The organism is Streptococcus sp. HCA-5024, from assembly GCF_037890265.1.
Lineage (GTDB): Bacteria > Bacillota > Bacilli > Lactobacillales > Streptococcaceae > Streptococcus > Streptococcus lingualis.
Genome location: NZ_JBBKBR010000005.1, coordinates 21074 through 33220, shown reverse-complemented (window position 1 = coordinate 33220; position 12147 = coordinate 21074). Strand labels below are relative to the sequence as shown.

13 protein-coding genes, 1 tRNA gene and 1 other RNA gene are annotated in these 12147 nt (G+C 41.1%); 9 read left to right on the top strand and 6 right to left on the bottom strand.

The window, feature by feature from the left end; all coding sequences use genetic code 11:
* Positions 1–34 precede the first annotated feature (34 nt).
* The 7 genes from WKT08_RS08055 to WKT08_RS08025 all read left to right on the top strand — a co-directional run bounded on the left by WKT08_RS08055 (position 35) and on the right by WKT08_RS08025 (position 6741).
* Complete coding sequence (locus tag WKT08_RS08055) at positions 35–328, top strand: hypothetical protein (protein ID WP_003004348.1); 294 nt, start codon at positions 35–37, stop codon at positions 326–328.
* Between the two features lie 129 nt (positions 329–457).
* On the top strand, positions 458–739 hold the full coding sequence (gene groES / locus WKT08_RS08050; protein WP_024055367.1) for a co-chaperone GroES: 282 nt from the start codon (positions 458–460) through the stop codon (positions 737–739).
* A 21-nt stretch (positions 740–760) separates the two neighbouring features.
* Positions 761–2386 (top strand): chaperonin GroEL, encoded by a 1626-nt coding sequence (gene groL / locus WKT08_RS08045; RefSeq protein WP_003004647.1) that lies wholly within the window; start codon positions 761–763, stop codon positions 2384–2386.
* A 629-nt stretch (positions 2387–3015) separates the two neighbouring features.
* Positions 3016–3750 (top strand): response regulator transcription factor, encoded by a 735-nt coding sequence (locus WKT08_RS08040; RefSeq protein WP_257738804.1) that lies wholly within the window; start codon positions 3016–3018, stop codon positions 3748–3750.
* A 12-nt stretch (positions 3751–3762) separates the two neighbouring features.
* Positions 3763–5067: a sensor histidine kinase gene (locus WKT08_RS08035; RefSeq protein ID WP_340281295.1), complete on the top strand. Its 1305-nt coding sequence runs from the start codon at positions 3763–3765 to the stop codon at positions 5065–5067.
* A gap of 289 nt (positions 5068–5356) precedes the next feature.
* Positions 5357–6037: an ABC transporter ATP-binding protein gene (locus WKT08_RS08030; protein WP_049506162.1), complete on the top strand. Its 681-nt coding sequence runs from the start codon at positions 5357–5359 to the stop codon at positions 6035–6037.
* Positions 6034–6741 (top strand): ABC transporter, encoded by a 708-nt coding sequence (locus tag WKT08_RS08025; protein ID WP_195189944.1) that lies wholly within the window; start codon positions 6034–6036, stop codon positions 6739–6741. The genes WKT08_RS08030 and WKT08_RS08025 overlap by 4 nt, the downstream gene beginning before the upstream one ends.
* 197 nt (positions 6742–6938) lie before the next feature.
* Here the strand turns inward: WKT08_RS08025 and WKT08_RS08020 are convergent, their stop codons facing one another.
* The 6 genes from WKT08_RS08020 to WKT08_RS07995 form a co-directional block, all read right to left on the bottom strand.
* Entirely contained in the window at positions 6939–7469 is a 531-nt protein-coding gene (locus WKT08_RS08020; RefSeq protein ID WP_031576222.1) for a hypothetical protein, read from the bottom strand.
* Positions 7470–8082: 613 nt separating this feature from the next.
* Complete coding sequence (locus tag WKT08_RS08015; protein WP_195310556.1) at positions 8083–8598, bottom strand: HdeD family acid-resistance protein; 516 nt, start codon at positions 8596–8598, stop codon at positions 8083–8085.
* Between the two features lie 222 nt (positions 8599–8820).
* Positions 8821–9234, bottom strand: coding sequence for a helix-turn-helix domain-containing protein (locus WKT08_RS08010; protein ID WP_232672988.1), 414 nt, complete (start codon positions 9232–9234; stop codon positions 8821–8823).
* 96 nt (positions 9235–9330) lie between these two features.
* A tRNA-Lys gene (locus tag WKT08_RS08005) sits at positions 9331–9403 on the bottom strand.
* A 5-nt stretch (positions 9404–9408) separates the two neighbouring features.
* A non-coding RNA gene (gene ssrS / locus WKT08_RS08000) (6S RNA) lies at positions 9409–9601 on the bottom strand.
* A gap of 66 nt (positions 9602–9667) precedes the next feature.
* The gene (locus WKT08_RS07995) at positions 9668–10939 is read right to left on the bottom strand and encodes a replication-associated recombination protein A (protein ID WP_340281289.1); all 1272 of its coding nucleotides are present in this window, start codon (positions 10937–10939) and stop codon (positions 9668–9670) included.
* Positions 10940–11053: 114 nt separating this feature from the next.
* On the opposite strand from WKT08_RS07995, the gene WKT08_RS07990 reads away from it, so the two are divergent.
* Positions 11054–11524: a DUF3013 family protein gene (locus WKT08_RS07990; protein WP_340281287.1), complete on the top strand. Its 471-nt coding sequence runs from the start codon at positions 11054–11056 to the stop codon at positions 11522–11524.
* Between the two features lie 55 nt (positions 11525–11579).
* Positions 11580–12122, top strand: coding sequence for a hypothetical protein (locus tag WKT08_RS07985; protein ID WP_340281285.1), 543 nt, complete (start codon positions 11580–11582; stop codon positions 12120–12122).
* Positions 12123–12147 lie beyond the last annotated feature (25 nt).

The following is a 12147-nucleotide window of genomic DNA, read 5'->3' as shown; positions in this document are numbered from 1 at the left end:
CACTTCATTCTCAATTTTTATCAGGAGGAATCCCATGGTTACAAAACAAGAACTTGTCAATGGATATGAAACAGAAATCAAGTACCAACGCCACATGCTTGAAAACCTTGGTCGTTGGTTCAGCTTACTCTTTATCATTGCCAGTATTGGTGTGGTATTGATCTATCTCTTTCACAAAAGTTTCCTCCCACTCTTGATCCTCGGGATTTTACTAGCCTTGGTTGGAATTTTAGGCATGATTGTTTTTGGATATGGCATCTACCGCGGTCGGATCAATCTTCAAAAAGTGATCGATGATTTCAATCAAAAATTGACAATTTTAAATTGATATTTTAGAAACATCTCATTTATTTTTGAGGTGTTTTTTTCTTGACTATTTCTGACCAAGTGATACAATAGAAACATAAGTTAGCACTTGTGTATAGAGAGTGCTAAAAACACGTATGGAGGAATGAACATGTTAAAACCATTAGGAGACCGTGTGGTCTTAAAAGTAGAAGAAAAAGAACAGACTGTTGGAGGTTTTGTCCTCGCAGGTGCGAGCAAGGCCGATACAAAAACAGCTGAAGTGGTTGCCGTTGGTGAAGGTGTGCGTACCCTAAGTGGTGAACTCATCGCTCCAGCTGTAAAAGCAGGAGACCACGTTTTGGTTGAAAGCCATGCAGGAATTGAAGTGAAAGATGGGGAAGAAACCTACACCATCGTTGGAACAGCAAACATTCTTGCAATTGTAGAGTAAGAGAAGAAAGAGGTAAGAGAAATGGCAAAAGATATTAAATTTTCATCTGATGCACGTTCTGCAATGGTCCGTGGTGTCGATGTCTTAGCAGATACAGTGAAAGTTACGTTGGGCCCTAAAGGGCGCAATGTGGTTCTTGAAAAATCATTTGGTTCACCCTTGATCACAAATGATGGGGTGACCATCGCAAAAGAAATTGAATTGGAAGACCATTTTGAAAATATGGGTGCTAAATTGGTGTCAGAAGTGGCTTCTAAGACCAATGATATCGCAGGTGACGGTACAACGACCGCAACGGTCTTGACTCAAGCTATCGTCCGTGAAGGGATCAAAAACGTCACTGCAGGTGCTAACCCAATTGGCATCCGCCGTGGGATCGAGACCGCTGTTGCAACAGCAGTAGAAGCTTTGAAAAACAATGCGATCCCAGTATCAAGCAAGGAAGCCATTGCTCAAGTAGCTGCTGTGTCTTCTCGTTCTGAAAAAGTCGGTGAGTACATCTCTGAAGCCATGGAAAAAGTTGGTAAAGATGGGGTCATCACGATTGAAGAGTCTCGTGGAATGGAAACAGAACTGGAAGTCGTTGAAGGCATGCAGTTTGACCGTGGTTACCTCTCACAATACATGGTCACTGATAATGAAAAAATGGTGGCAGACCTTGAAAATCCATACATTTTGATTACTGACAAGAAGATTTCAAATATCCAAGAAATCTTGCCATTGTTGGAAAGCATTCTTCAAAGCAACCGTCCACTCTTGATCATCGCAGATGATGTCGATGGCGAAGCTCTTCCAACACTTGTCTTGAACAAGATCCGCGGTACCTTTAATGTCGTAGCTGTTAAGGCACCAGGATTTGGTGATCGCCGCAAAGCCATGCTAGAAGACATTGCCATCTTGACAGGTGGTACAGTCATTACAGACGATCTTGGTTTGGAATTGAAAGATGCAACCATTGAAGCCCTTGGTCAAGCAGCTAAAGTTTCAGTCGATAAAGACAGTACCGTCATTGTCGAAGGTTCTGGTAACCCAGAAGCGATCGCTAACCGTGTGGCGGTCATCAAGTCACAAATCGAAACCACAACCTCTGAATTTGACCGTGAAAAATTACAAGAACGTTTGGCCAAATTGTCTGGTGGTGTTGCCGTGATCAAGGTTGGTGCTGCAACAGAAACAGAATTGAAAGAAATGAAACTCCGTATCGAAGATGCCCTTAATGCGACTCGCGCAGCCGTTGAAGAAGGAATCGTTGCCGGAGGTGGTACAGCTCTTGTCAATGTTATCTCTGCAGTCGCAGCCCTTGAATTAGAAGGAGATGAAGCAACCGGACGCAATATCGTTCTTCGTGCTTTGGAAGAACCTGTGCGCCAAATTGCTCACAATGCCGGTTACGAAGGATCTATTGTGATTGATCGCTTGAAAAATGCCGAAGTCGGAACAGGTTTCAATGCTGCAACAGGTGAATGGGTGAATATGATTGATGCAGGAATCATCGACCCAGTTAAAGTGAGCCGTTCAGCCCTTCAAAACGCCGCTTCCGTAGCGAGTCTGATCTTGACGACCGAAGCAGTCGTAGCCAACAAACCAGAACCAGCAGCCCCAGCAGGACCAGGAATGGATCCAAGCATGATGGGTGGGATGATGTAAGACACTTAGTCTAATGGGTGCTGAAGCACCTCATTAGACTACGGCAAGCACCATGGTGCCTTACCGAAGTGTCTTACTAGCTCAAAGGGAGGAAAATATCGTTCCTCCTTTTTTATCGTGCTTTGGAATTTTCATGTGTTGTGGAATAATATTTTTATTTTAAATTTTGTAACAGAAATGATAAATACTAATTAAAGAGGACTTGCGTAGATGCTTGGGAATCCGGTGTTTGCGGGGTTTTCGGGCGGAGGAATATTTGCCAACAAATTGCAATACAAATTAACTGATTTTGTAATAATTCTAGTGTATACTAGTAAGAGTAGATCACAGGTCTACATTGTTGCAAGGGGAGAACTTCCCACATACATGTCTATTGACAATAAAACTTGATCGTAATATCGCTGCTAGTAAAATGAGAGTTTGAACATAGCGTAGATTTTATCGACCTTTTTCATATTAAAAAATATTTTTCAAATTCCCCTTGCGCAAGCTCTTCCGGATTCCTCCGGGAGAGTTTTTTTGTTAAGAAAAAAAGTAGAAGGCCTTTGAGTCTCCTTTGAAAGAGTGGCTTAGCAGGCATCATTTATGGTAAAATAGAACATATTCGTAGAGGGGAAGGAGTGAGGACTTTGTTGAAGATTTTTGTGTTAGAAGATGAATGGATCCAACAATCGCGTATCGAAGTGGTCTTGCAGGATCTCATCCGTCAAAAATCCTTGCAATGCAAAGCGCCAGAAGTGTTTGGGAAGTCAAGTCAGTTGCTGGATGCTATCACAGAGAGAGGCGCCCATCACCTATTCTTTTTAGATATCGAGATTAAAGGTGAGGAGAAAAAAGGACTGGAGATCGCAAAAGAGATTCGTAAGAAAGATCCCCATGCGACCATTGTCTTTGTCACCACTCACTCTGAATTCATGCCCATTACCTTTCAGTACAAAGTAGCTGCCTTGGATTTTATCGATAAAACGCTGGGTGAGGAAGAGTTCAAAGAGAGAATCAGCTCAGCCATCGATTATACCTTGGAGCAAGCTGGGACCACGATTGCGCAAGATGCCTTTACGTTTGAGAGTGCGATGGCGCGTGTACAAGTTCCTTTTAATAAGATTTTGTATGTTGAAACGTCTCCAACCATTCACAAGGTCATTTTACACACCCAGGAAGAGCGCTTGGAATTTTACGCTAGTATTACCGATATCGAAAAAGCAGATCCCCGCTTGTATCGGTGCCACCGCTCCTTTGTGGTGAATCCGCAAAATATTACGAAGATTGATAAAGAAGCCAAGAAAGCTTTTTTTGAAAATGGGGACAATTGCTTGATCTCACGGACCAAGTACAGAGGCTTACTGGAAGCTTTGAAAAAATAGAGGGAGAAAGAATTGCTGTTAGATGTTCTAATATTTTACCTAAAGTTCTTCGTCAGCATGCTGATCTATCGTCATATCAGTAGACAAGAGTTCACCTTGCGCTGGCTCTTTTTGTGCCCCTTCTTCTTTGCAATTATCTTTACCCTTGTGCCACCGGTAGGCTTTTTTGGCTATTTCTTAGTATTTATTGCCTATAGTTTCTACCGAAATCGTAACATACGACACCTTTTGAATATTTTTTACGGGCTCTACCCGGTTGTCATGGAGAGTCTCATTGCGCGTCTCTTAGCCTTTTATGTCTTTCCAATGTTAGGGATCGTACTTGTTCATGAGGCATCTGTCAGCTGGTATGATGCTCTACTTGAATTGCTGGTCTTTCCTGTTTATATAGGAATCACTAAATTGTTAAAACTAGATTTTACAGATTTAAAAGTAGGGTTTCAACGGCAGTATTTTAATCGTTTCTTACTTCCAATGGATCTTTCTATGTTTGTGTATTTAGTCAGTGTTGTAGGTCTGGTGGTTTTTGAGGATGCTATTCCGCATGCAGATGCTTTACGGGAACAGTTAAATAGTATTTATTTGATCTTATTTTTTATGATGCTCTTGTATTTCAATGCAGTGTCCAAAGAACGATTGAAACAAGAGATTCTAGAGCAAAAAGATAGGCAACTGCAGGAGTTAGCCACCTATAGCCAACACGTCGAAATGCTCTATGGGGAGATTCGTGCCTTTCGTCATGATTACCTGAATATTTTAACCAGTCTCAAGTTAAGTATTGAGCATGAAGATCTCAAGGGGATCAGGGAAGTCTATGAGAACGTTCTTCGAGAGAGTGGCCAACAATTTTACGATAGTAAGTTTGATATTGCCAAACTCAGTCACATTGAAAATCCAGCTGTAAAAAGTGTTCTGTCCGCAAAATTATTGGAGGCTCAAAATAAAGGGATTGGGATCTCTGTCGAGATCGATGAACCTGTTCGAGATTTATTCATCGAGGTTTTAGATTTCATCACCTTCTTATCCATCCTTTGTGACAATGCTATTGAAGCGAGTCTCGAATCAGAGGACCCACAGCTGACCCTTGCCATGCTTCAGGAGACGAACTCCCTTATTTTAATAGTTGAAAATAGTACAAAAGCTGAAAAAATAGAGTTAGCGAGAATTTTTGAAAAGGACTACTCGAGTAAAGGAGATGGCCGCGGTCTTGGCTTGTACAAGATCCAACAATTACTGGAAAAGTATCCCAAAACGACAGTGTCTACCAAGAGTTCAAACTACCGATTTACCCAGAGCCTGACCTTTTGGAAGGAATAATAGAAGAGAGAGTGGGACAGAAATCGGTCATTCGTTAGAATTCGATTTCGTCGTCCCACCTCCGCACAGTTGAGTAGGGCTGTAAAAGCTGATGAAATCAGCGTAGTAGAGCCCACTCAACCACTGCGCCTTGCTCGACAATCCAAAAATAATTGAGAGGCTAGGACTTTTGTCCCAGCCTCTTTTTTGACCATTCACGACGATTTTTTGACAGATTCTGACAGAGAGCCTCCAAGGCTTTCTCTTTGACGTATAATGGACACAAGATCAATAAGAAAAGAGGGATCCTATGTTTCAGGTAGCATCTATTACAAAATCGTTTAAGGAGAAAGCTGTATTAAAGGGGGTGTCTTTTTCGATAGAAGAAGGAGACAAAATTGCCTTGCTGGGAAATAATGGAGCAGGTAAAAGCACCCTGTTCAACATTATCGCTGGACAGCTCCAGGCTGATTCGGGGACGATAAAGACTTCGCTTGATTTTCAAAGAGAGATTGGGATGATGCCTCAGGGGGATCTGCTCATCGAGGATCTAACCGTTGCTGAATTTGTCGAATTAAAAAGTCGGATGAATCAGCTGAAGCAGGCTGATATCAATGGACTCTTAGAGATGGTTGAATTGAGAGAATCTAGAGAGCAGATGGTGGGAAGTCTTTCTGGTGGTCAAAAGAGACGCTTGTCCTTGTTGCTAACTATTTTGAATCATCCAAAGTTGATTTTTTTAGATGAGCCAACGACTGGGATGGACTTGGAAGCAGTGGATAACTTTTGGAAATTGCTGGAGCAGCAAGAGTTTACATCTGTTGTGGTGACCCATGATTTTAACCAAATTGATGCCTTTTTTACAAAAGTCCTGATTTTAAAAGAGGGTCGAATTGCTGCAACAAAGGCTGTTGAGGACATTCACCAGGCTGGTCAAACCATTGAGCAGTATTTCCGAGAAGAGATGAATAAAGGAAGGGAACAAGCATGAAAAAGATTCAATTAAAACAAGTTTTACGAAATAAGCGCTTTGTATTATTCACCATTATTTTACCCATAGGCTGGTATATCTTCTTTTATCAGCTTCAAAAAGGGATTTCACCAAGTATTTTATTAGGCATTGCTGTATTTATCGGGGTCATTGGCAATAGCCTTGCAACTTTTAGTAAGCGAATCGCCTCAGATATCGGTTTTTATTCTTTTGAATCCCGCTTTACAAACTATAGCGTCAAGCACTATTTATGGGATCAATCGATTGTACAACTGATTCTGAACAGCCTGATCTTTTTAGCGGTGCTAGTAGTTGCTGTCCTAGGTTTTCACTTTCCAGTGACGACTAGCCTGTTGGTACAATTTTTCCTCTTATCTTTGATGGGGATCTACTTTAGTGTGATTGGCTTTGTACTTGGGGTGAGGGTAGATGCCAAGACGATTGATACCATTGGCTTTCCAGTTATTATTTTAGCAGCCATGACCATTATTCCCTTTGATGCGCTTGGTGCAAGTGGAGGATTTATGGACTTGGTTGGCAAGCTACAACGGGTTTTCCCAGGCTATTATTATACAAAGCTGATCCAAGATTTGACTGAGAAACAAACGATTGATGCCACCCAAATAGCGCTCTTTGTTGCCGTATTTGGATTGAATTTGCTATTTTTCTATCTGCTCGTACCCAAAGGGGAAATGGGGAACTAAGAGCAGTTAAAAAGAGGCTGGGACAAAAGTCCTAGCCTCTCAATTGTTTTTGGATTGTCGAGCAAGACGCAGTGGTTGAGTGGGCTCTACTACGCTGATTTCATCAGCTTTTACAGCCCTACTCAACTGTGCGGAGGTGGGACGACGAAATCGAATTCTAACGAATTACCGATTTCTGTCCCACTCTCTTTTCTTTGCTATAAAACGGTTATTCGGTATTCGTCCGTCAAGTACTTGGATAGGTTTTGCCAATCTTCTTCCTTAAATTTACAAAGATTGACGAAGAGTTTTACGGTATGGTGCTCTGTATCAATGATGGTATTGGATTTTGAGAGATTTTCTAGTGTAGTATTGTCCCTCAGTTGAAAGTCGATGAAATAACTCTTACTATTTTGGTGATCCGGGTCACTGACATCAACCACTTTATAGGCTGCACTCAGCAAATCTTCCTTGGGAATAAAGATATCTTTTGTCAGAATCACTCCCTGATAAGCATGGATCCCATCAGAAGTCAGCTCAAAGGCGATCTGACGACTGGTCAGTCTTTTGATCCCAGCAATGGTTGCATAGATCGCAATCAACAATAAAAGGATCTGAATGAGAGTGATAAAAGTGATTTTTGGAAACCCCTCAAAACCTAGGATCGATAAAAAAGCTAAGTGGATAAAGAGCGCACAGGCAAAAGCCAGAGAGCCATATCCGACATATTTTGAATAATAGATTTTCATTTTGGACTCCTTACATTTAAGATGCAACGAAAACTTGGAATTTCAAGTACCCTTATCATAGCGGATTCGGTGAAGAGCTGTCAAATGTTTGCTAGGGTTCAAAGGTGCTTTTTTTATTATAAATGGAATAACAATGGTGCAGAATGATTTAACTTCGTACGCTACATTATAGTATATAAAAATATGAGCCAAATGCTCTTAAGACAAGCAAAAAAGCCTTGGTTTTCAAGGCTTTTTGTGCATAAAAAAATGCCCCCTACATGGATTTGTAAGAACTTTTCATATTGAAAATAAACAAAAATGTTGAAATATAGCTGATTTTAGGGAAATACTTTTAGGTATTTTCAATGTCAGGATTTAAAAATGGGGCAAAAGCGGGGCAAAAACGAATGACTCGTATTTTGTTTGAAAACCTATAATACCTAATGATTATGCTATTCTAGATATATAGTTTTGTTATAAATAAATGTCAGTGCGAGATCAAATTGGAGAATAAAATGGAAAAACAAATTTCTACGTAGAATGGAATGCGAAAAAGTGATAATTAAAGAGACAAAAAAGCTGAGAATATGATTTCCCAGCTTTTTTGAATGCGATAGAAATAGCAACTAGACTATTTACGAAAGGCCTCAATAATGTAGGTGAAGCCAGTAACTAAAAATGAAAAGGCAATGACATAAACGACAAAGACACCTGTAGCCACTGGATTGAACAGAATCACTAGACCTAGTAAAAATTCAAGCAAGGCTACCCACGTGATATTGCTACCAATAATAGGGAAAATCAATCTTAGACGATTGCCTTTAAAGAAAGCAATAATGGCTTCTACAATTAACCAAATTCCTACAATGGTCGGAATGACGACCGGCAGGGTCACAAAGCCATAAGCAACGAGGTAAAGAGCTAAGAGAAGACTAACAAATCCTTGGAAAAGATAAACAGGTGAGCGAAGCTCTTTTGGTGCAGAGAAATAGCCTAAAATAGTTGCTATAGAAGAAACCAGTAAACCAAATGAAATCCACCAGCTGTAAGCAACAAGATTAGCTACTGGGTTTGTAAATAGGAAAAGTCCTAAAAGGACAAAAACAACTCCTGCAAGGAATAGCAGTAAACGATTAGAAAATTTCATTTCAATACCCCCTATATAGTATAGTTTGTTAATAAAACTATTGTACTTATTTTTATAGAAAATGTCAATAAAATAAATAAACAATTTGGAAGTTTCAGTCTGACTTACAAAAAGAAAAGGAGTTTTCACTCCTTTTCACAGATTTAAGACAAAGTCCTTATAAAAGTGTCTTCTAAAGATTTTAACTTCAATCTGAAGCGAGGATATCCTCGCTTTTTTTATTTAATCTAATAGCTCCTTATTTTCAATTAAGAGCTCTAGTGGAGATTTATCCCTTGCTTCAATAAAACCAGGTTCATATTGGTTATGAAGTGTTCTTTTCTGAGAAGTTGGATCAATATACAACTCATCTCCATCTTCTGTGTATAGTTGGTTGCCTCTTGTTAAGTAAAGTAAATCCTCTAAGTACTGTCCATCAGTTTCTAGAAAATCTTCGATATATTTGACAGCTTTTAAAATCTCACTTACTTTATCAGAGTATTCATTAGATTCAAGAACACTCTTTTCTAACTCAATCTCTTTACTAGTTCCAAATAGTTGGGTTGGAGTTGCATTAAAATATTCTGCTATCTTATCCAAATTTGCAAAGGTAGGATAGCTTTTTTGTTTTTCGTAATCAGAGATGTCTGGAAAGATTGCTCATAAAAAAATGTGGGGCAAATGATGGGGCAAATCAGTTATAGACAAACAAAAAAGCCTTGTAAATCAAGGCTTTTTCCTGTTGTATGTAGATGCCCCCTACAGGGCTCGAACCTGTGACCCATAGATTAAGAGTCTACTGCTCTACCAACTGAGCTAAGGAGGCAAATATAAAAAGCTGTATTGGTGCCGATACTTCACGATTTGTATTGAACCCGCGCAATTAAGCAGGTGGGCAACTCGCTCTGACTTAGCTGCTTCCGCGTGAAACGGCCTGCATACTGCCAGAAGTCTTTTGTTTCCCTAATAATACAAAAAATAGTCGGTCAACACTTAAGTGTGAAGTCGTACACCACAGCGTTTCTATATGTATATGATACCACATTTTGAAAATATTTCAAGGAAAAATCTCAATTTTTTGAAACCGATGTCACTTTTTCTTAAATTGATCAATCTTCTCCTTGGTGGCTCCGAGAGCACGCTCGTACTTGCCATTTTCATTGGGAATAAAGTAGGAAGCGTGTTTGAGCTTGTCTGGCAAGTAGTCCTGATTGACCCAGTTGCCAGGGTAGTTGTGAGGGTATTTATAGTTTTGCGCATTTCCCAGTTCCTTGCTTCCAGCATAATGACCATCGCGGAGGTGGCGAGGAATGGGAAGGTTGCCAGATGTCCTCAGATCAGACAGGGCCTTGTCCATGGCAACGTAAGCTGAGTTGGACTTAGGCGAAAGGGCAAGATCGATGACGATGTTGGCGATGAGAATGCGGGCCTCAGGAAAGCCGATGCGCTCAGCTGCTTGAAGGGCTGTTACGGTATGAATCTGCGCATCTGGATTGGCCAGACCGATATCCTCATAAGCAATGACAGTCAAGCGACGAGCTAGGCTGGGTAGATCTCCGGCTTCGATCAAACGAGCGGCATAGTGGAGACTAGCATCGACATCCGAACCACGGATAGACTTTTGCAGAGCAGAGAGCACGTCGTAGTGGCCGTCTCCATCTTTGTCCATAGTGATGTAGCTGCGCTGGAGGCTGTTTTCCATGATCTCTAGCGTAATATGGCGGATGCCTTCTGCATTTTCAGAGGTCGACAGCACAGCCAGATCGAGAGAATTAAAGGCAGAGCGAAGATCTCCATTGGTTGAGGTAGCGATGAAATCCAAAGCGTCCTCATCGAGCACGACTGGAAAATCAAAGCCACGGTCGGGATCATCCAGCGCCGTTTTTAGAGCTTGCTTGACCTCCTCCGTCGTCAACGGTTCCAGCTCAAAGATTTGTACGCGGCTACGAATAGCGGGTGTGACAGAGAAAAAGGGATTTTCAGTCGTTGCACCGATCATGATGACCAGACCGCTTTCGAGCAAAGGCAGGAGAAAATCTTGCTTGGTTTTATCGAGGCGATGGATTTCGTCCAAAAGCAGGACCAAGCCACCAGAAAATTTGGCTTCCTCTGCGATTTCTTGTAGGCGTTTTTTACTGTCAACCGTTGCATTAAAAGTCCGAAAGGCATACTTAGTCGTTCCTGCGATGGCAGAAGCAATACTGGTCTTTCCGATCCCCGGAGGTCCATAGAGAATCATGGAGGACAGACGATTGGCCTCGACCATGCGGCGGATGATTTTGCCTTCTCCGACCAGGTGTTGTTGACCGATGACTTGATCGATCGTCTGTGGGCGCATACGGAGTGCGAGATTGTCGGGCATTTCCTTCTCCTTTCTAGCTTTGTCTTCTTTCAAAGAGGCAGTTTTTATGGTAAGATTGTAGTAACTATTGTATCATATTCCGCTCTAAGAGTGGGAAATTAGAAAGAGGACGCTATGTCTAAATACGGATTTTTGGATATTTTAGAAGAGGAGATGGACAAGGTTTTTCCTTTTGATTTTGAGATCAATTGGGATAAGAAGAATCATGCGGTAGAAGTGGCTTTTCTCTTGGAAGCACAGAATACGGGAGGGGTTGCACTGGTTGATGAAGCTGGCGAAGAATCTGACGAGGATATCTTCTTTGAAGAAGCCGTCATCTTCTACAATCCAGCCAAGTCGCATGTGGACGAAGATGCCTATTTAACGGCGATTCCTTATGAGCCTAAAAAAGGCTTGTCTCGTGAATTTCTAGCCTATTTTGCGACTTTTCTTCGGGATACAGCTGAGTTGGCCTTGGATGAGCTCATGGATTTCTTAGCAGACGAAGAAGCAGAGAGCTTTGAGATCGTCTGGAACCAAGAAGTCTTTGAAGAAGGCAAAGTCGGCCTAGAAGAAAGCACCTTTTATCCCTATCCGAGATATTAGAAAAGATTCTAAGTGGACATTTTGAAATAATGAATTCAAGGAGAAGGGGGAGACTATGCTAGAAAAAGTTAAACAGTTTTTCAGGAGAAGGTCAGCTAAAACTGAGCCGTCAGTTGATATTCTTCCCCGCAATCGCTTTGCAGACCTAGATTTCGAGCGAGTATTGAAGTCAGGAACTCGTTGTTGTGTTGATGAAGATGGGCACTATGTTGAGGATGGTAAAATCACATTATTTGAATTTTCTATAGACTTTGCAGAATTTGAGTTCATAGGTGATTTCAAAATTGAGGAGGAAGATCAGTTTAAGCAACTATTAGCTCGTTTAAATAGTATTGATAATGCCATTCAGTCCCATTTGGAAAGCGAGTTGCAACAACCCATCCCTCAGTATGCTAAGGATCTAGGCTATACTCAGAAGAGGTGGGAGAAAACCTTTTACTTCCATCCTTGGATATTAAGTTTTGAGGAAAACCCGCCTAATCTTCGCTATGTTGCAGATTATGTAAATGATGAGTTTACGGTTTATTTTGCTAAAAAACATGGTAGATGGCGGGCTTATTGGGATGCAGAGTGCCAAAAAGTAATCGAAGAAAGCTAGCTCGTATTTTCCTAGAGAGTAATTG

Excerpts from the sequence above, each read along its gene's own strand:
- WKT08_RS08055 (WP_003004348.1), top strand. The coding sequence starts at position 35 with ATGGTTACAAAACAAGAACTTGTCAATGGATATGAAACAGAAATCAAG.
- groES (WP_024055367.1), top strand. The coding sequence starts at position 458 with ATGTTAAAACCATTAGGAGACCGTGTGGTCTTAAAAGTAGAAGAAAAA.
- groL (WP_003004647.1), top strand. The coding sequence starts at position 761 with ATGGCAAAAGATATTAAATTTTCATCTGATGCACGTTCTGCAATGGTC.
- WKT08_RS08030 (WP_049506162.1), top strand. The coding sequence starts at position 5,357 with ATGTTTCAGGTAGCATCTATTACAAAATCGTTTAAGGAGAAAGCTGTA.
- WKT08_RS08025 (WP_195189944.1), top strand. The coding sequence starts at position 6,034 with ATGAAAAAGATTCAATTAAAACAAGTTTTACGAAATAAGCGCTTTGTA.
- WKT08_RS08020 (WP_031576222.1), bottom strand. The coding sequence starts at position 7,469 with ATGAAAATCTATTATTCAAAATATGTCGGATATGGCTCTCTGGCTTTT.
- WKT08_RS08015 (WP_195310556.1), bottom strand. The coding sequence starts at position 8,598 with ATGAAATTTTCTAATCGTTTACTGCTATTCCTTGCAGGAGTTGTTTTT.
- WKT08_RS07995 (WP_340281289.1), bottom strand. The coding sequence starts at position 10,939 with ATGCCCGACAATCTCGCACTCCGTATGCGCCCACAGACGATCGATCAA.
- WKT08_RS07990 (WP_340281287.1), top strand. The coding sequence starts at position 11,054 with ATGTCTAAATACGGATTTTTGGATATTTTAGAAGAGGAGATGGACAAG.
- WKT08_RS07985 (WP_340281285.1), top strand. The coding sequence starts at position 11,580 with ATGCTAGAAAAAGTTAAACAGTTTTTCAGGAGAAGGTCAGCTAAAACT.